Origin of the sequence: Rhizobium sp. BK379, from assembly GCF_014193955.1 — a bacterium.
In the GTDB taxonomy this organism is placed as follows: domain Bacteria; phylum Pseudomonadota; class Alphaproteobacteria; order Rhizobiales; family Rhizobiaceae; genus Rhizobium.
On the sequence record NZ_JACIAD010000001.1, the window covers coordinates 1958777 to 1976178 of the forward strand.

Consider the following 17402-nt stretch of genomic DNA (forward strand, 5'->3'; position numbering starts at 1 on the left):
ATTAGCGCGATCGCGGCGGCGCCGTGCTGTCTCTTACGACAAGCTCGAGATTGAGCGCCTCGTGGTTCTCAGGCAACGCATTTTCGAGGATCGCAGTCACCGAGCGGCGGGCAATTTCGGCAAAGGGCTGGGCGACGGTGGTCAGGCGCGGAAGCGAGGTTGCGGCTTCCGGCACACCGTCGAAGCCGATGATGGATACGTCTTTCGGCACTTTCAGCCCGCGCTCGGCGAGCCACTGCATGGCAAACAGCGCAACCTTGTCCGACATTGCCAGAATGGCCGTCGGCGGACTGGCGGAAGAGAACAGGGTCTCCATGGCCATGATAGTGCTTGGCCTGTCATGCAGCGTCCCCTGGATCGGAACGGCTTCGCGAGGAATGCCGTATTCGGCCAGCGCCTGCCAGTAGCCATGCATGCGGTCACGCGGGGTCGCCTCCATCTCGGGATCGACACGCTCAGGCGCCACCGGGCCGACAAGGCCATCGACATCGCCGATCGACAGGATCGCGATGTCACGGTGCCCGAGCTCCAGCAGATGCCGTGCAGCCGCCGCTCCGCCCGCCACATTGTCGATGCCGATTGCCGGGATCGTCTCATCCTCGATGCCGAGCGCCAGCGCGATGAACGGCAGCTGGCGCTGACGGGTGAGTTCCACGAGCCTCTCTCCGCCTTCCACGCAAAGCAGAATGAAGCCGTCGACGAGCGCGCTGTTGATGTTCCAGGCAAGCCGCTCCTCGTTCATCGCCGATACGACAGCGATCCCAGTACCGCTGGAATCACAGACTTCACCGATCGCCGTCATCAGTGAACGCGCCCAGGGATCATCGAAAAAATAGGTGAGCGGCTCGACGGCGGCGACACCGATTGCGTTCACCCGCCCTGCCCTCAGCAGCCTGCCCTTGACGTCAGGCCCGCTGTAACCGAGCTCCCGGGCGACCTTGAGCACCCGCTCGCGTACTTCCTCCCGCACCACGTCCGGACGGCTGAAAACATTCGATGCCGTGCCCTGCGATACGCCTGCTGCCTTGGCGACATCAGCCAGTCTCACATGCCCTTTGCCCAAAGCTGCTCCTTGCTGGCGCCAAAATCCGATCTACTCTAGCAAAAGATTGTATCGGTTCAAAATAAACTTGACAGGACGGCGGTCGAGGAACAGAATTGAATCGGTTCAAAAACTCCATCTGAGTTTTGAATCGATTCAACAACCAGGAGAATGAAGCGATGATTCCGGTCAGTTCGCTTTTCAAGGATCTCTATGAGGATCGCTGGGGCAACCCGCGCGACAACAAGCCCGCTGAAGAAACCGAGCACGGTAAACGCCTGTTTGTCTTCCTGCCGTTCATGCGCCGGTTGATGAGCGGCCGCGAACACCCAAACGCGTGGTCCTTCACCATTCCAACCGATCACAGACCTCGATAGAGGTGCGCAACGCCAGCGTTTGATCAAAATCAATTTCCTCGCGCCTTGCTTCCCCTATTCTGGCATCATCAGGGGAAAATTGGTGGCGTAGATCGCTGCCGGAGGTCGGAACATGAACAGGATGCTGATGCCAGGCAGCCGCGAGCGGGCGCTGCTCTCAAGGGCTGGAATTTTTGCGGAGCTGAATGGTGCTGAGGCCGAGGCCTTGCGTGCCTGCTCCACGGTAATCTCTTCCGCTTCACACGACATTCTCTTCCAGGAAGGCGAACCCGGCGTTTATTTCTACAGCGTGCTGGAGGGCTACGTCCGGCTCTTTCGCCTCAACGGCGAAGGCAGGGAAGCAGATATCCGTATCTGCGAGCCAGGCGACAGCTTCGCCGAATGCCTGATCCAGGCCGGCGGCACCTATCGTTACGGAGCCCAGTCGATGGACAACACGGTGCTTGCCCGCTTCCATATCGGCAAGGTGCGCGCTCTTTTGGCGGAATACCCGCAGATCGGCACCGCGATCATGCACAGCCTGTCGCTGCATCTGCTGGCAACTATGGAATGCCTGGCCAACGACCGCATGCAGACTGCACCGCAACGCGTCGCACATTACATTCTCTCTCATTGCGTAGAGGAGAGCGCCGCAGCGGCTTCGCTACGGCTGCCATTCCCGAAGAACCTGCTCGCCCGAAAGCTGGGGCTCGCCCCCGAGGCGCTCTCGCGCGCCTTTTCGACGCTCAAATCCGCAGGCGTGACCGTGCGCGGCCGCGTCATCGCCATCAGTGACGTCAACACGCTCAGGCGTATCTAGCCCTTAAAGACCGCCCTGCACGCGCAGAAAGTCGACAATCGAACTGATGCCATCACCGCGCTTCATGTCGGAAAAGACGAACGGACGCGTCGCGCGCATGCGCGTTGCATCCCGGTCCATCACTTCGAGGTCAGCCCCGACATAAGGCGCCAGATCCTTCTTGTTGATGACGAGAAGATCCGATCGGGTAATGCCCGGCCCGCCCTTGCGCGGAATTTCCTCACCCTGGCAGACGGAAATCACATAGATGGTGATGTCGGCAAGATCAGGCGAGAACGTCGCCGCCAGATTGTCACCGCCGGATTCGATGAAGACGACGTCGAGATCGGGAATGCGCTCGTTGAGGTTGGCAATGGCCTGCAGGTTGATCGTCGCATCCTCGCGGATGGCCGTATGCGGGCAGCCGCCGGTCTCAACGCCGACGATCCGGTCTGATGGCAGCGCCTGCATGCGCACCAGTGCTTCGGCATCCTCGGTCGTGTAGATGTCGTTCGTCACGACGGCGACCGAATAATCGTCGCGCATCGCCTTGCAGAGCTTTTCCGTCAGCGCCGTCTTGCCCGAGCCAACCGGTCCGCCGATGCCGACCCGCAGAGGTCCGTTTCTTGATTTCATGTGTCTTACTCCAATCGAAGTCGGATGATAGCGAAGCGCCAGCTTCCCGCCACCGTCAAATGACGCAGATGCAGGGACGATCTCCCTGCTCAGGAGCGGAACAACCGGGTCTGCTGAGTCTCGTGGCGAAGCCCAGCAATGTCGGCCTGAACCGTTGCCGAACCCAGATCGTCGAGGCTGGAGCGGGCAGCGCGCGCGGCAATATCCATCACATGCGCTTCAAGCCCGGCGAGAATGGCAACGCCATCCCTCTGTCCTGCGACACCAAGCCGGATGCCGGCAGATACCGCCTGGGAAAGATAGGCGTGAAGAAAAGCAGCGAGCGCCTGCTCAAGCGCTATCCCATGTGCGCCCGTCACCGCACCGACAGCCACCGGATAGGCGACCCTCTTCGGCAATCGGCTGAACACGTCGTCAGGCCAGGCCTGTGCAGCCGTCAGAAAGGCTTCGCCAAGCAGCATCGTCTCCTGATGCCGCTCGCGCGAACCGGCAAGCGCTGCAGCAAGCCCGGCGAGCTCCGCAAGACGATCGCCATCGTGATAACCCCGATGGCTCCCGGCAAAAAGCACGGCGTCGTTCCAGACGGAGCCGTTGCCGGTCAGCGTCTGCAGCCAGCGCCGCAACATGTCGGCATCGCGCACCAGCCCATCCGCCACGGCCCGCTCCAGCCCGCCGGAATAGGCGAATGAACCAACGGGAAAAGCCGGCGAAAGCCACGCCGTCAGGCGCAACAAGGCCTGCAGCTCACGATCCTCGGCCATCAAGCGTCAATCGTGTTTATGATTGTGGTGGCCGTGGTCATGCCCATGCTCATGGTCATGGTCATGACGATCATGGTCGTGATGGTCATGGTGATCATGGCCGTGGTGATCGTGGTCGTGGTGATCGTGACCATGGTCATGGCCGTGATCGTGATCGTGATGATCATGACCGTGCGAATGTCCGCCATGGGAATGATAGGCGCCACGCGCCGGCTGGAAGGGCTCTTCGATGTCGAGCACCATCGCGCCCAACCCCTGCAGCATGGTGCGGATGACATGATCGCGCAGGATCACGATGCGATCCTCCTCGATCTGCGCAGAGAGATGACGGTTGCCGAGATGCCAGGCAAGTTCGATCAGATGCGCGCGGTCGCGGCCGCGCACCTCGAACAGCTTTTCGTTTGCGGCAAGGATTTCGATCAGTTCACCATCCTCGCGCACCAGCATGTCACCATTGGCAAAAAGCACCGGCTCCTTGAGATCGAGCATCACCATCTCGCCGTTCTCCAGATGCAGGAGCTTGCGGCGCAGGTGCCGCAGATCGTGCGGCAGCTTGACCTGTGAGGTCGGGTGGGAAGAAGGGGTGCCGGCGGGCAGATAAGATGTAACGCGCTGCATGAGATATCCGTTAAACTGGGACCTAGACCATGCAAAATAGCCCTTCGCGATGCAAGCACCAATGCACGTTTCGTAACTGGCAGCTCTAGATTCCCGACGCCTGCAGCAGGCCCGCCTCGTCAGGCGCAATACCCTGAACGCCGAGGCCATTTTCGACGAGCCCGTGCCAGGCGTGATTCAGCCCTTCCCTCTCGTGGACGACACGATTGCGGCCGAGTGCCTTGGCGAGATAGAGCGCCTTGTCGGCGGAGGCATAGACCGCCTCTTTGTCGCGCCCCTCATGGAGATCGGCAATGCCGCCTGATATCGTGATCGTGACGTCGTGCCCATCCGCCGGAATGGGCTGCGCTGCAATCTGCGCCCTCACCCCTTCGATGCGCGCTACCCGCTCCTCCGGCGTCCCGCCCTGAACGACGACACCGAATTCCTCCCCGCCGAGCCGCGCCACGACCGAAGCGCCATCGAAAGCCGCAGAAAGCATGGCTGAGACGGCCGTAATGACGGCATCACCGCAGCCATGGCCGAAACGGTCGTTGATCGCCTTGAAGCGGTCGACATCGAAAATGGCGAGGCAAGCGTCTCCCTCCACCCTCTCCAGGGCATCGGTGAAAGCGCGCCGGTTCAGGAGCCCGGAGAGCGTATCGGTGCGGCTGAGCTTTTCGAATTTGGCACGGGAGACAGTCAGGTCATGGATGGCAAAGCCTGCCACGAGCGACAGCACGCCGGACACCATTCCGCCGATCAGCCAGGAGAGGATGATGGCAAAGATCATGGCATGCCCGAGGGTAATCGGCAGCACACCCATGAAGTTGAGCGGCGGCAGCGTGATCACGATGATGAAGCCGGACAGTATTACTGCCAGAAAACTCATCTTCAGCGCAAAAGTATAAACGGTTTTGCGATGCTCGAAACTGCCTAGCTCAGCCTGAAGCGATATCCAGTTTTCCATGAGAATCGGCCTTCCTGCCCAGCGTCTTCAGGCCATTGATAGGGTCGCAGTTGCTGCGGAGGTCTTAATTCAATCGCTAAAATTCGAGTGATTTCGGGGGATTCAACCGTTCTGTTTTTTCTAGCAGGAAGTGCAACTTTTCGGCACAGACCTGACCACTATGGGAAATACATCTAAAAACTTGATTTCAAAGGGATTTTACGGAGCACAATCGGTGCCTGTTCCAGAATGACCTATGGCTTAAAAACCACAGTCTATCCACTGATTTTCACAACTAGTCGGGGAATGATGCTCAGAATTCACTTTAAGGGTAACAGCGGGGGACAGTGCGTCGAAAACACAAGGGTTAAAACGAAAAATAGCGCCGCGCCGTCAGCGGCGCCAGGTTGCAGGAGATCCTCTATACTTCAATTATAGAGGCTAAGCGAAAGCACCAGCGTCTGCGGCAACGGGTTCCAGAAACCCGTTCGCAAGCCGCCTGTCCGTAGCGCAGCGGCAGTCCATGTATTGCAACCAAATAGCGCATTGAAATAGCCCCTCGCCTCGAAGAACCTGTCGTAATCGCCATATCCCCTGTCGCCGACCGACACGACAACTCCGTTTTCCCGGATGAAACTGTCATTGATGAAGCCGAGCAGCTTCTCGAACCGTTCGCCATCGACATCGAGAACTTTCACCGCTGGATGGGTCTCCGAAATACCTCCGGCAACATCGACATGCATCACCGAGTTGTCGATCGTCAGGGCGCGAAACACCGGCATCGGCTTCAGATCGGCCCAGGTCGGCGTCTCCAGATAGAATGAGCGCCCGCCCCACCCGAAGACCAGCCATTGTGCGGCAGGATCGCTCACCGGAATGCCGGCATCTTCGAGGAATAGAAAGGAAGCCCGGAGCCGATCATCGAGCGGGATCGCTATATCCGTGTGGATCGGCCCGGAAAGCAGCAGAATATGCTTTGAAGGCACTGCCGCCGAAGATGCTTCGGCTGCCACGAGCAGCGGTCTTGGGATGAAGGTGCCGCCGGCCATCAATAACAAAAGCACCGCGACTGCCCGTATCAGCCATCGCACTGCCAGCTTCGCACCGATCATGAAGGAAACTCAGAACAGGAAATAACGCTGCGCCATCGGCAGCACTGTCGCCGGTTCGCAGGTCAGCAACTCCCCATTCGCCCGTACTTCGTAGGTTTCCGGATCGACCTCGATATCGGGAGTGAGGTCGTTGTGGATCATCGACGCCTTGGAGATGCCGCCGCGTGTGTTCTTTACGGCAACCAGATTCTTGGCGACGCCGAGGCGACCCTTGAGCCCGGCATCGAGCGAAGCCTGGGAGACGAAGGTGACGGAAGAATTCGTCAGGCTCTTGCCGAAAGAGGCAAACATCGGACGGTAATGCACCGGCTGCGGCGTTGGGATCGAGGCATTCGGGTCGCCCATGGGGGCTGCCGCAATGGAGCCGCCAAGCAGTACCATATCCGGCTTCACGCCGAAGAAGGCCGGATTCCAGAGGACGAGGTCGGCGCGCTTGCCGACTTCGATCGACCCGATCTCATGCGACAGGCCGTGCGCAATCGCCGGGTTGATCGTGTATTTGGCGACGTAACGGCGGACACGGAAATTGTCGTTATCGCCCTTTTCTTCTTTCAGACGGCCGCGCTGGCGCTTCATCTTGTCTGCCGTTTGCCAGGTGCGGATCAGCACTTCGCCAACTCGGCCCATGGCCTGGCTGTCGGAGGAAATGATCGAGAAGGCGCCGATATCGTGCAGGATGTCTTCCGCCGCGATCGTCTCCTTGCGGATACGGCTTTCGGCAAAGGCGATATCCTCCGGGATCGATGGCGACAGGTGATGGCAGACCATCAGCATGTCCAGATGCTCGGCAATCGTATTGACCGTGTAGGGCCGCGTCGGGTTGGTGGACGAGGGAATGACGTTCGGCTGGCCGCAGATCTTGATGATGTCGGGCGCATGACCGCCACCCGCACCCTCCGTATGGAAGGCATGGATGGTACGGCCCTTGATGGCGCCGATCGTATCTTCGACGAAGCCGCTTTCGTTCAGCGTATCCGTATGGATCATCACCTGCACGTCATATTCGTCGGCAACCGAAAGGCAGCAGTCGATGGCGCCGGGTGTCGTGCCCCAATCCTCATGCAGCTTCAGCGAGGTCGCGCCGGCGAGCACCATTTCCTGCAATGCGCCGGGCAGCGACGCGTTGCCCTTGCCGGCAAAAGCGAGGTTCATCGGGAAGGCATCGGCCGCCTCGATCATGCGGGCGATATGCCAGGGGCCGGGCGTGCAGGTCGTCGCAAGCGTGCCGTGCGCCGGCCCGGTGCCGCCGCCGAGCATACAGGTGAGCCCGCTCATCAGCGCTTCCTCGATCTGCTGCGGAGCGATGAAATGGATATGGCTGTCCATGCCGCCGGCTGTGAGGATCTTGCCCTCGCCGGCGATCGCTTCCGTACCCGGGCCGACGATGATGTTGACATCGGGCTGCATATCCGGATTGCCAGCCTTGCCGATCGCGGCAATGCGACCATCCCTCAGGCCGATATCGGCCTTGTAGATGCCGGTATGGTCGACAATGACGGCATTGGTGATGACGGTGTCGACAGCCCCGCCTGCCCGCGTCACCTGGCTCTGGCCCATGCCATCACGGATAACCTTCCCGCCGCCGAACTTCACCTCTTCGCCATAGGTGGTGAAGTCGTTTTCGATCTCGATGAATAGCTCCGTATCGGCAAGGCGGACCTTGTCGCCGGTGGTCGGACCGAACATGCCGGCATAAGCCGCGCGGGAGATCTTGTATGGCATCTATCAGGCTCCTTGGGAGGAAGAGGCGAGCGGCTTTCCGGCAAGCCGCGTCAGGCGGCCGGCCGCAACATAGGAATCGACGAGCTGCTTTTCTGCGGCAAAGGGATGCCACGCCCAGCCCACATGGCCGAAGCCGGCAAGCGTCACATCATCGTCGGGAAATCTGTCGAGCACGTCGCCGATCACGATCATGCCGCTGCTCGGCACGACGTAAGGTGCCGGCGAGAAGGCAGAAAGCGCCTGATCGATGCTTTCATGAATCTTGATATCAACGACCCGATGTAGCTTGCCAGCTTGCACGCAGAAGTCGTTGAATTGGCTTGTGTAGTCATCGCAGAAATCATCGAGCTCAGGATGCGAGACGGCAAGCGGCGCGCGCAGGGCTGCAAATTTTTCGGGATCGCGCACGCTCCAGATTTCCGCGGCTTCGAGTGTGGCCGGATGGATGCGCCAGCTTTCCGAAGCGAGCATCGCCTTGGCGGGCCGACCGGTATTGCACACCGCAATCACATCGGTGCGCGTGCCGCCGGCGCCATAAGAACGGCACTCGTTGAAGCGGATGACGAAGTCAGCGGCGTCGATGACCTCTGCTCCGCCTTCTCCCACGTCGCCATTACCCACGATCATGATTGCCCTGCCCACCTTACTGGCCCATCCCTTCGGCAAGCTCCTTGAGCTCCTTGGTCCTGGCATCCGTGAGGTCGGCCAGGCAGCCCGCCACCAGCATCGGCTCCATCGTGCCGCCGCGGGCCTGGAAACCGTAATTCTCGCATTGCGCGTCGCGATAGTTGATCCAGGCGCGCTGTGTCTTGAGCAGCGCCTGCTCGGCACCCTTCATGTCATCGTCGAGATCCTTGTCGATTGCCACCATGGCGGCGCGCGTCAGCTTGTACTGGGCGTTGAGGCCCTTGTCGGCCTCGTCATAGCGCGCCTGCGCGCAACTGGTCATATCGGACTGTGTCTGCGCATTGTCGCAATCCACGTCCTCGGCATGGGCGCCACCTGCGGCCAGCAGCATCAGCGCCGCACCGATGAACCCGATCTTCAAGCGCATGTATTTCCTCCTGTCATTTTCTTTTTGATCAGAGTCGGCCCATGACCAGCTGGCGGAAGCCATAGACTTCACGCTTGCCGGAGACCGGTATGAGCGTCACCGAACGGGTCTGGCCCGGCTCGAAACGCACAGCCGTGCCGGCGGGAATGTCGAGGCGCATGCCGTGAGCCTTGTCACGATCGAAGGACAGGCCGGCATTGGCCTCGGCAAAATGATAGTGGCTGCCAACCTGAACCGGACGGTCACCGGTATTGGAAACCTCCAGCGTCACGGTCGGCACGCCGGCATTGAGCTCGATCTCGCCGCTTGCAGCAATGATTTCGCCAGGGATCATTTGTCTCTCCTTAAGCCACCTTGGGCGCGCAGCCCTCGGCCTTCAGAACACGCTTCGTGGACGCCGGATTATTCAGGAGCTTCGCCGCAGGCCGGATCGGTCTGGCTACGAGGTTGCCGCCGCAATTCGGGCATACGCCCTTGAGGACATTGTCAACGCAATCCGCACAGAACGTGCACTCGAACGTGCAGATCATCGCTTCCGCACTGTCGGGCGGCAGATCCTTGTCGCAGCATTCGCAATTGGGTCGAAGCTCCAGCATGGCGTACTCCTCAGCGGATCGGCTCGTGAACGGTCACCAGCTTCGTGCCGTCGGGGAAAGTCGCCTCGACCTGCACGTCGTGGATCATCTCGGCAATGCCTTCCATCACCTGGTCGCGGCTGATCACATGGGCTCCGGCCTCCATCAGTTCGGCGACCGGGCGGCCATCACGTGCGCCTTCGACGACGAAGTCGCTAATGAGGGCTATGGCTTCCGGATGGTTCAGCTTGACGCCGCGCTCCAGCCGCTTGCGCGCCACCATGGCGGCCATGGAAATCAACAGCTTGTCTTTTTCTCTCGGAGTGAGGTTCATCGTCTACCCGCTTGTTGAACTTACAGATTCCAGACTTTCGGCACAGGCGCTCCGTTGCGCAAGGCGGAAATGACCGGGATCAGGATTTTTCTCAGCGCAAAACCATCGGCTGCCGCAAGGCGCACGACGATCTTGTCGCTCCAGGCACTCGCTCCGCCCATATGCCCGTCCAGCAGCGGCCGCACCTTGGCGAGATAGGGTTCGGACATCGGCCCTGCGTAAAGCACCGTCGCAAAGGCCACCTGCCCGCCGAGCACCGCCTGCTCTGCAGCAAGCAGCGCCACCGCATCAGAAAGGCGCAGTTCCTCGGCATGAACAAGCTGGCCCGAGCGGCGGATGCGCCAGCGGTCGCGAAACAGCCCCGTCTCCATCGTTTCGCCCATGGCGGTGCGGCCGAGCAGGATGGCTTCGACGGCAAGGAACTCCGCGCTGTCATCGAGATCGACATCCAGCCGGCGAAACAGCGAGGCACGATCGAAAAGAATGGTCTCCTGCGGCAGCCAGTCGACGCGGGCGCCCGGTCCGACCGCGATCTGTGTCGTCACCTCTGCCGTTCCGGCCGATGCCTTGTAGATCTTCTCGCAGGCTTGCGTCGTCACATCAATGCGCGTACCCGCTCCAGCCGATATGCTCCAGTTCATCCGGTCGCCGCCGGTCAGCCCGCCGGCCGTATTGATGATGACGGCCTCCATCGAGGCATCGAACGTATCCGGCAGGCGGATCTTTGCCGCACCTTCCTGATAAAGCTCTTGAATCCGCGTACGCCCGCCCTGCACCTTGGCGGCGAGATGCCCGCGTCCTTCCGCTCTTTGCGGTCTCGTGATGCCCGCCGCCGCACCTGTCATGCCACCCCCGTGCAGAAGCCATCCTGTCTGGCAACTTGCGTTGAATGTCTCTGTTGATTGCAACAAAGCAAGTCCCGTGCCGCTTTCCAAAAGCCCATGCCCCCACGGGCCATAAGGATGACGCGCAAGGCATCTGCCGCAAAATGCGGCATCTGCCAGCGCGATCGCCAGAGAGGTCATACGGTCAGATGGCGGCGCGCTTCCGGCGTATCCAGCGTTTCGGCAAGGCCCTCATGCACGATCTCGCCGCGGTCCATGATGTAGACGTAGTCGGCAAGCTCGCGGCAGAAGTCGAGATACTGCTCGACAAGCAGGATCGCCATGCCGGTGGAATCGCGGAGATAACGGATCGCCCGGCCGATATCCTTGATGATCGACGGCTGGATGCCCTCGGTCGGCTCGTCGAGCACCAGGATCTTCGGCCGCGTGACCATGGCACGTCCGATCGCCAGCTGCTGCTGTTGCCCGCCCGAGAGATCGCCGCCGCGACGCGACAACATCGACTTCAGCACCGGGAAGAGACTGAAGATATCGTCGGGGATGTTGCGGTCGCGGCGGCCAAGCGGAGCAAAGCCGGTTTCGAGGTTTTCCTTCACCGTCAGCAGCGGGAAGATTTCACGCCCCTGCGGCACATAGCCGATGCCCTGCTTGGCACGGGCAAAGGGCGGCAGGCCGTTCAGCTTCGCATCGTTGAAGGTAATGGTTCCCGCCGATATCGGATGCTGGCCGGTGACTGCGCGCAAGAGCGAACTCTTGCCCACGCCATTGCGCCCGAGCACACAGGTGATCTTGCCCATCTCGGCCTTGATCGAGATGCCGCGCAACGCCTGGGCCGCGCCATAATGAAGATTTGCGTTTTCGACTGTCAGCATCCGTTCACCCATTCCCCATCAGTTCATCAGCGTACGCCTCAGCACCTGCAAGGCGTTTTCCTGTTCTTTCGTTTTCTCGCCACCGACGGCGGCCACGTCCTCGGCAATGCCGATGAGTTGCTGACGCTCCTGCATGTCGAGCGCCTGCAGCCACAGGTCGCGGAAGCGGCGGATCGGGTCTTCGGGGCTGATGGCGTTCTTGGACGCCCATTCGCCGAAAACCAGCACCTCTTCCATGTCGCCCGGCCGGATGATGCCGTGCATTCGATCGCGCACGACATCCTTCGCCGCGTCGAAATACATCGGCTTCTCCTTGGCGAGGCAGAAGAAGAAGGCCACTGCCGCAATCGCCGGATCGGCAATCGAAGCGAGCGGTGCCACCGCTGCCTGCTTGCGGAACTTTCCGCGCTTGTAGGCCCCGCATGCGCTCGACGGAATCGATGATCTCCCTTCCTGCCTCACGCATCATTTTCAAACGCCAATACCAGACGGCCGCGCCGCCGATCGCCATGACCAGAATTCCGAGAAAAGCCATTATGAAACCCCACCGTAAAATCCGCTCGTTCTAGAGCGCCTTCTCCTGCCAGGTTCAAGCCTAGAAGTTGCATTTTTAGCGACCTAGATAGTTCTCGATCACCTTCGGATCGTTACTGACGAAGTCGATCGATCCCTCGGCCAGCACCGAGCCTTCCGCAAGGCAGGTCACTTTCACACCGAGATCGCGGATGAAGCCCATATCGTGCTCCACGACGACGACAGACCGCGTCTTGGCGATATCCTTGAGCAGGATTGCCGTTTCCGCTGTCTCGGCATCGGTCATGCCTGCCACGGGCTCATCGACAAGTAACAGCTTCGGCTCCTGCGCGAGAAGCATGCCGATCTCGAGCCACTGCTTCTGACCATGCGAAAGGTTGGCCGCAAGCTCATCTCGGCGATGCGTCAGACGCACCGTTTCCAAGATCTCATCGATACGATCCTTGTCCTCGCCGGAGAGGCGATAGAAGAGCGTCGAAAACACCGTGCGCCGGCGGTTGAGCGCCAGTTCCAGATTGTCCCAGACCGTATGGCTTTCGAAGACCGTCGGCTTCTGGAATTTCCGGCCGATGCCAAGCTGGGCGATATCGGCCTCGTCCTTCTTGGTGAGATCGATCGTGCCGTTGAAGAACACCTCACCCTCATCCGGCCGGGTCTTGCCCGTGATGATGTCCATCATCGTCGTCTTGCCGGCGCCGTTCGGGCCGATGATCGCCCGGAGTTCGCCGGGTTCGATGACGATGGAGAGCGAGTTGAGTGCCTTGAAGCCGTCGAACGAGACCGAGACACCGTTGAGATAGAGCACGCTGTTGGGTTTGACGTCGGGGATCATGGGTCTACTCCGCAGCCTGGATTTTTGCTTCGACGCCCTCCTCGGCGGCAACAGGCGTCACGCCGTTCGAGACCAGCTTCCGCTTGCCGAGATACTGGGCGATCGTGCCGACGATGCCCTTCGGCAGGAACAGCGTTACAAGCACGAAGAGGCCGCCGAGCGCAAAAAGCCAGTAATCGGGGAAGAGGCCGGTGAAAATTGTCTTGCCGCCATTGACGAGGATGGCGCCGATGATCGGCCCGATCAGCGTCGCCCGCCCGCCGACAGCCGTCCAGATGACGACTTCGATGGAGTTGGCTGGCGCGAATTCGCCGGGATTGATGATGCCGACCTGCGGCACATAGAGCGCGCCGGCAATGCCTGCCATCATCGCCGAGACGACGAAGGTGAAGAGCTTGAAATGCTCGACGCGATACCCGAGGAAGCGGGTACGGCTTTCCGCATCACGCACGCCGACCAGCACCTTGCCAAATTTCGAGCGCACGATCGCCGAGGCAATCATCAGCGAGAGCGCAAGGAAGATCGCGGTCGCCGCAAAGAGCGTAGCACGCGTGCTATCCGCCTGCACATTGAAGCCGAGGATTTCCTTGAAATCGGTCATGCCGTTATTGCCGCCGAAGCCCATGTCGTTGCGGAAGAAGGCGAGCAGCAGCGCGTAGGTCATGGCCTGGGTGATGATCGAGAGATAGACGCCGTTGACCCTGCTGCGGAAGGCAAACCAACCGAAGACGAAGGCAAGCAGGCCGGGTACGAGCAGCACCATCAGCGCCGCAAACCAGAACTGGTCGAAGCCGTGCCAGAACCAGGGCAGCTCCTTCCAATTCAGGAACACCATGAAGTCGGGGAGGACAGGATCGCCATAGACGCCGCGCGGGCCGATCTGCCGCATCAGATACATGCCCATCGCATAACCGCCGAGTGCAAAGAACGCGCCATGCCCGAGCGAGAGAATGCCGCAAAAGCCCCAGACAAGATCGAGCGCCAGCGCCAGCAGCGCATAGGTCAGGTACTTGCCGAACAGGGCCATAATGTAGGTCGGCACATGCAGCGGATTGTCCGCCGACGTCGCCAGGTTGAGCACCGGCACGAGAACTGCGACCACCAGCAGGATGGCGATGGCAATGGAAATCCGGCGATCGAGAGACCGGAGAAGGAAGGCCGTAATCATGCTTCCACCGCCCTTCCTTTGAGTGCGAAGAGCCCGCGCGGACGCTTCTGGATGAAGAGAATGATGAGGACGAGCACCAGGATCTTGCCGAGCACGGCGCCGGCGAAGGGCTCGAGGAATTTGTTGACGACACCGAGCGAGAGAGCGCCGACCAGCGTGCCCCAGAGATTGCCGACACCGCCGAAGACCACGACCATGAAACTGTCGATGATGTAGCTCTGGCCGAGGTTCGGCGAGACGTTGTCGATCTGCGAGAGCGCGACACCCGCCATGCCGGCAATGCCGGAGCCGAGCGCGAAGGTGAAGGCATCGACCCAGCCGGTGCGGATACCCATGGAGGAGGCCATGCGGCGGTTCTGGGTGACAGCGCGCATCTGCAGGCCAAAGGCGGAGCGCTTAAGCAGCATCAGCAGCGCCACGAAGACGGCCATGGAGAAGACGATGATCCAGAGACGGTTCCAGGTGATCGACAATCCGCCGAATTCAAAAGCACCCGACATCCAGCTCGGATTGCGTACTTCGCGGTTGGTCGGGCCGAAGACCGTGCGCACCGCCTGCTGCAGGATCAGAGACACGCCCCAGGTGGCGAGGAGCGTCTCCAGCGGCCGGCCATAGAGGTAGCGGATGACGACGCGCTCGATGATAAGGCCGACGAAACCGGTGAACACGAAGGCGGCAGGCACGGCAAAGGCCAGCGAATAGTCGGCCATGCCGGGAAAATTCGCAGTGATATATTCCTGCACGACATAGGTCGTGTAGGCGCCGATCATCACCATCTCGCCATGCGCCATGTTGATGACGCCCATGACGCCGAAGGTGATGGCAAGGCCGATGGCCGCAAGAAGCAGCACCGAGCCGAGCGACAGCCCGTACCAGACGTTTTGGACGATATTCCAGAGGGCCAGGCTGCGGTTGATGGTGCTGATATGCGCCTGGATGGCAGGCTTGAGATCATCCGGAGCCGTCGCCAGCGCCGTGGTCAGGATAGTCAGCGCATCACGGCCGCCGCGCGCGGCAACCGTATCGATGGCCGCCCTCTTCTCGTCGGCGCTCATATCGCTCTTCAGCACCATGACGGCGCGGGCCGCTTCCATCGTGCTCTTGATCTCGGCGTCCTTTTCACCAGCCAAAGCGGAATTCAAGAGGTCGAGATTGGCCGGATCGGCATCCTTCAAAAGCCCCTGGGCAGCCGCAAGGCGGGCGCCGCGATCGGGGCTCAGCAGCGTCATCTGGCTCGTCATCGTGCCGATGAGCGTGCGCAGCGAATTGTTGATCTTCACCTTCGACATCGTATCGGGATCGATATCGGCAACGGCTTCGCCGGTGAGTGGATCGGAATAGGTCGGCTCATCATCCGTGCCGCCCTGAACGAGCACAGGACCGCCCTCGTCGGAATTCACATAGAGCAGGCCGTCGCTCAGTTGCTGCAATATCTGGCTGACATGCGCATCCTTGGAAGCGACGAGCGCCTTGATGGCCGCTTCACGCTCCGGAAAGCCGCCAACGCCAAGCGCATCGACAAGAGCGTGGACATCATCCTGGGCCTTCAGACCAGCCGTCAGTCCTGTCAGTGTCAGGCAAACAGTCAAAAGAAAGATCTTGATGGCGCGATACATCGGCTTTCCCGCCTAAATTATCATGGCAACCGCTAGGACGAAGCTTCCGCCCGGATTTGAAGTCCGGACGGAAGTCTTGTGGCTCATGTCGGACGGGCTAACTCAGGAACCCTTGCCGCCGCACTTGCCGGTGGCAACGTTGAAGTTGCCGCAGTTCATCGGCTTGCGCCAATCGGAGATCAGATCCTTGGAGTCCGGCAGGAAGTCGGACCATTCGTCGCCGACGACTTCAGGAGTCTGCTGGACGATTTCGAACTGACCGTTGGCCTGGATTTCACCGATCAGCACTGGCTTGGTGATGTGGTGGTTCGGCATGACGGTTGCGGTACCGCCGGAGAGGTTCGGAACGGAGACACCGATGATATGGTCGAGAACTGCATCCGTATCTGTCGTCCCGGCAGCCTGAACGGCCTTAACCCAGGCATTGAAGCCGATATAGGCAGCTTCCATCGGGTCGTTGGTCACGCGCTTGTCGTTCTTGGTATAGGCATGCCACTCCTTGATGAACTTCTTGTTGATCGGCGTATCGACCGATTCGAAGTAGTTCCAGGCGGCGAGATGGCCGACGAGCGGCTTGGTGTCGAGACCGGCAAGTTCTTCTTCGCCGACCGAGAAGGCAACGACCGGAATATCGGTTGCCTTGACGCCCTGATTGCCAAGTTCCTTGTAGAAGGGAACGTTGGCGTCACCGTTGATGGTGGAGACGACAGCGGTCTTCTTGCCGGCCGAACCGAATTCCTTGATCTTGGAAACTTCCGTCTGCCAGTCGGAGAATCCGAACGGCGTATAGTTGATCAGGATGTCTTCCTTCGGAATGCCCTTGGATTCGAGATAGGCTTCCAGGATCTTGTTGGTCGTGCGCGGATAGACGTAGTCGGTGCCTTCGAGCACGAAGCGCTTCACGCCTTCGGTGTTCATCAGGTAGTCGACCGCCGGGATCGCCTGCTGGTTCGGCGCGGCACCCGTGTAGAAGATGTTACGCGAGGATTCTTCCCCCTCATACTGGACGGGATAGAAGAGCAGCGAATTCAACTCTTCGAAAACCGGCAGGACCGACTTGCGCGAAGAGGAGGTCCAGCAACCGAAAACGGCCGCAACCTTGTCCTTTTCGATCAGCTCGCGTGCCTTTTCGGCAAAGAGCGGCCAGTCGGAAGCCGGGTCGACGACGACGGCTTCAAGCTTCTTGCCGAGGAGACCGCCCTTCTTGTTCTGCTCGTCGATGAGCATCAGCATGGCGTCTTTCAGCGTCGTTTCGGAAATCGCCATCGTGCCGGAGAGCGAGTGCAGAACGCCGACCTTGATCGTGTCGTCGGCAGCAACTGCGCCATGGAAGGCAGCCGATGCGGCCATGACCGCGCCGAGTGCTGCGCCCGTAATGGTGGATCTGAGATTCATCTGGTTGAACTCCCCTCTTCTTGTTCCGCAACAGGCCGGAAACGGTGATTAACTGTTGCTTAAAGAACTATCGGGTGCTGCACCGCAAAACCGTATACGTCGATTGACGTAGTCGACGGGGCGAAATGTGCAGCTTTGCGCTGCATCGCACTCTTAAGCCCCGGAATGATCCGTGTTACGAAAGCGTCATAAGGGGAACGAAA

At 60.2% G+C, this 17402-nt stretch carries 20 protein-coding genes and 1 pseudogene; 2 read left to right on the forward strand and 19 right to left on the reverse strand.

Features of this window, described 5'->3' with window-relative positions; all coding sequences use genetic code 11:
* Position 1: 1 nt before the first annotated feature.
* On the reverse strand, positions 2 to 1063 hold the full coding sequence (locus tag FHT93_RS09990) for a LacI family DNA-binding transcriptional regulator (protein ID WP_183847293.1): 1062 nt from the start codon (positions 1061 to 1063) through the stop codon (positions 2 to 4).
* Positions 1064 to 1221: 158 nt separating this feature from the next.
* On the opposite strand from FHT93_RS09990, the gene FHT93_RS09995 reads away from it, so the two are divergent.
* Together FHT93_RS09995 and FHT93_RS10000 are read left to right on the forward strand one after the other, a co-directional pair.
* A complete protein-coding gene (locus FHT93_RS09995) occupies positions 1222 to 1419 on the forward strand; it encodes a hypothetical protein (RefSeq protein WP_183847296.1) in 198 nt (65 codons plus the stop codon).
* A 112-nt stretch (positions 1420 to 1531) separates the two neighbouring features.
* Positions 1532 to 2218: a Crp/Fnr family transcriptional regulator gene (locus FHT93_RS10000; RefSeq protein ID WP_112971167.1), complete on the forward strand. Its 687-nt coding sequence runs from the start codon at positions 1532 to 1534 to the stop codon at positions 2216 to 2218.
* A 3-nt stretch (positions 2219 to 2221) separates the two neighbouring features.
* On the opposite strand, the gene ureG is transcribed toward FHT93_RS10000, so the two are convergent.
* The 18 genes and pseudogenes from ureG to urtA all read right to left on the reverse strand — a co-directional run bounded on the left by ureG (position 2222) and on the right by urtA (position 17199).
* Entirely contained in the window at positions 2222 to 2833 is a 612-nt protein-coding gene (ureG, locus tag FHT93_RS10005) for an urease accessory protein UreG (RefSeq protein ID WP_112544010.1), read from the reverse strand.
* An 89-nt stretch (positions 2834 to 2922) separates the two neighbouring features.
* Positions 2923 to 3594 carry an urease accessory protein UreF gene (locus FHT93_RS10010; RefSeq protein WP_183847298.1) on the reverse strand — a complete coding sequence of 224 codons (672 nt, stop codon included), beginning with the start codon at positions 3592 to 3594 and terminating at the stop codon, positions 2923 to 2925.
* A 6-nt stretch (positions 3595 to 3600) separates the two neighbouring features.
* Positions 3601 to 4212, reverse strand: coding sequence for an urease accessory protein UreE (ureE, locus tag FHT93_RS10015; protein ID WP_183847300.1), 612 nt, complete (start codon positions 4210 to 4212; stop codon positions 3601 to 3603).
* 85 nt (positions 4213 to 4297) lie between these two features.
* Positions 4298 to 5161, reverse strand: coding sequence for a GGDEF domain-containing protein (locus tag FHT93_RS10020; protein WP_112544007.1), 864 nt, complete (start codon positions 5159 to 5161; stop codon positions 4298 to 4300).
* 407 nt (positions 5162 to 5568) lie between these two features.
* A complete protein-coding gene (locus tag FHT93_RS10025) occupies positions 5569 to 6252 on the reverse strand; it encodes a TIGR02117 family protein (protein WP_183847302.1) in 684 nt (227 codons plus the stop codon).
* A gap of 9 nt (positions 6253 to 6261) precedes the next feature.
* Entirely contained in the window at positions 6262 to 7974 is a 1713-nt protein-coding gene (gene ureC, locus FHT93_RS10030; RefSeq protein WP_183847305.1) for an urease subunit alpha, read from the reverse strand.
* Positions 7975 to 7977: 3 nt separating this feature from the next.
* Positions 7978 to 8601: a Urease operon accessory protein gene (locus FHT93_RS10035; protein WP_183847307.1), complete on the reverse strand. Its 624-nt coding sequence runs from the start codon at positions 8599 to 8601 to the stop codon at positions 7978 to 7980.
* Between the two features lie 16 nt (positions 8602 to 8617).
* Entirely contained in the window at positions 8618 to 9028 is a 411-nt protein-coding gene (locus FHT93_RS10040) for a lysozyme inhibitor LprI family protein (RefSeq protein WP_183847309.1), read from the reverse strand.
* 28 nt (positions 9029 to 9056) lie between these two features.
* Complete coding sequence (locus FHT93_RS10045; RefSeq protein WP_183847311.1) at positions 9057 to 9362, reverse strand: urease subunit beta; 306 nt, start codon at positions 9360 to 9362, stop codon at positions 9057 to 9059.
* A gap of 10 nt (positions 9363 to 9372) precedes the next feature.
* Complete coding sequence (locus FHT93_RS10050) at positions 9373 to 9624, reverse strand: DUF1272 domain-containing protein (RefSeq protein WP_113016880.1); 252 nt, start codon at positions 9622 to 9624, stop codon at positions 9373 to 9375.
* Between the two features lie 10 nt (positions 9625 to 9634).
* Positions 9635 to 9937, reverse strand: coding sequence for an urease subunit gamma (locus FHT93_RS10055; RefSeq protein WP_112544001.1), 303 nt, complete (start codon positions 9935 to 9937; stop codon positions 9635 to 9637).
* Positions 9938 to 9957: 20 nt separating this feature from the next.
* Positions 9958 to 10782, reverse strand: coding sequence for an urease accessory protein UreD (locus tag FHT93_RS10060; protein ID WP_112544000.1), 825 nt, complete (start codon positions 10780 to 10782; stop codon positions 9958 to 9960).
* A gap of 176 nt (positions 10783 to 10958) precedes the next feature.
* Positions 10959 to 11654: an urea ABC transporter ATP-binding subunit UrtE gene (gene urtE / locus FHT93_RS10065; protein ID WP_007816041.1), complete on the reverse strand. Its 696-nt coding sequence runs from the start codon at positions 11652 to 11654 to the stop codon at positions 10959 to 10961.
* Between the two features lie 18 nt (positions 11655 to 11672).
* Positions 11673 to 12035, reverse strand: a complete 363-nt coding sequence (locus tag FHT93_RS10070; RefSeq protein WP_246781569.1) for a hypothetical protein — start codon at positions 12033 to 12035, stop codon at positions 11673 to 11675.
* 229 nt (positions 12036 to 12264) lie between these two features.
* Positions 12265 to 13020, reverse strand: coding sequence for an urea ABC transporter ATP-binding protein UrtD (gene urtD / locus FHT93_RS10075; RefSeq protein ID WP_112543998.1), 756 nt, complete (start codon positions 13018 to 13020; stop codon positions 12265 to 12267).
* A gap of 103 nt (positions 13021 to 13123) precedes the next feature.
* Positions 13124 to 14188, reverse strand: a pseudogene (gene urtC / locus FHT93_RS10080) (urea ABC transporter permease subunit UrtC); the annotation flags it as partial.
* Positions 14185 to 15804 (reverse strand): urea ABC transporter permease subunit UrtB, encoded by a 1620-nt coding sequence (gene urtB / locus FHT93_RS10085; RefSeq protein ID WP_112971176.1) that lies wholly within the window; start codon positions 15802 to 15804, stop codon positions 14185 to 14187. The gene urtB and the pseudogene urtC, both read right to left, overlap by 4 nt.
* 102 nt (positions 15805 to 15906) lie before the next feature.
* Positions 15907 to 17199 (reverse strand): urea ABC transporter substrate-binding protein, encoded by a 1293-nt coding sequence (urtA, locus tag FHT93_RS10090; protein WP_112971177.1) that lies wholly within the window; start codon positions 17197 to 17199, stop codon positions 15907 to 15909.
* Positions 17200 to 17402 lie beyond the last annotated feature (203 nt).